Source organism: Streptococcus sp. HMSC071D03, assembly GCF_001812125.1.
GTDB lineage: Bacteria > Bacillota > Bacilli > Lactobacillales > Streptococcaceae > Streptococcus > Streptococcus pseudopneumoniae_N.
The window spans coordinates 636-1,713 of the sequence record NZ_KV807811.1 but is presented as its reverse complement, the minus strand read 5'-3'; the positions used below and the strand labels follow the sequence as shown (position 1 = coordinate 1,713).

The 1,078-nt window shown below is 39.5% G+C and carries 1 pseudogene; it reads right to left on the bottom strand.

The features are described from left to right. Nucleotides 1–1,078: pseudogene (locus tag HMPREF2837_RS09555) on the bottom strand (hypothetical protein); the annotation flags it as partial.

Here is a 1,078-nt window from a genome sequence, read left to right as displayed (position 1 = left end):
GCTGTCTGTTGCAATTGAGGTGCATAACGATTCAACTTTCGTAATTCATTTGCTTTAATTGGGTGATAATTCTGTTTATAAATTGACTTATCCGCATCCAATATAGTAAAATGAAGTAAAGATTGAGACTGAGTTTGGTTCGGTGACGAGCCATCCAAAGGTTGCGATTGTTTCGCTTCAGGTAGAGGTGCTGCCTTCTGAGAAATCTCAGAAAAATCCCCGAATTCGTTCTCAGTCTTCTTTGTTTGCTCTTGAGAAGTCTCAAGAGCTTTTTCTGTGCTCTGAATTTCTTCTTGCGCTTCATAAGTATCTCCAACAGAATCGGAAGGCTTTTCATAGATTACCGTTTTATCTCCATCAATGACCATCTGTTTTTTAGGTTCTACTGAGAAGCTAATATTATGCCAGTTCTGCCTCAGCCATTCTGCATCTTTGGGAGATAAATGACTAGTGTCTATGTTCAATTCAGAACTCTGATCATATTGCTTTTTTTGTTTGGACAACAAGTTGTTTACCACCTCTCTTTCCTCCTTCGTATTAGGGAGATATTGAGATGATTGTTCAAATTTTCCTTCTTCTGTCAGTTCTAAAGCTACTTGACGTAGCCCTTTTACAAAGTAGATATTTGGATGTTTAGCCCATTGTTTGACCTCTCCAGAATCAATTATATTCTGTGCTTCTGGTTGAATAACGAATCCGTCATCTTTTTTAGGACTACTTGGTACATCCTCTGCTTCATACTTAGTTTCATTCTCGTACGATTCCGACATACTATCTTTTCTCCCTCTTTCTTGATTAATGATTGTTTGATATTCTTGACGGACTTCTTCCTTTGTCAATTGCCTATCTGACACAAAAGCTTTTACATCATCTGCAGTTAGCTCTTGCGCTTTTGTAAGAGCTATTTCCTTCTCAAAAAAGCCCTGGTAATGCCAGGACTTTTCATCTGCTGTGTAAACATGCGCCAGCTCCGTAGGAGCTTCATTCCCCCTCTTCAGAAAGTCATTCCAATCTTCCTTCTCCTGGTCTCTCTGAAGGATAGGGGGAATCGCAATCTGTACTGGAATCCCCTTTTCCT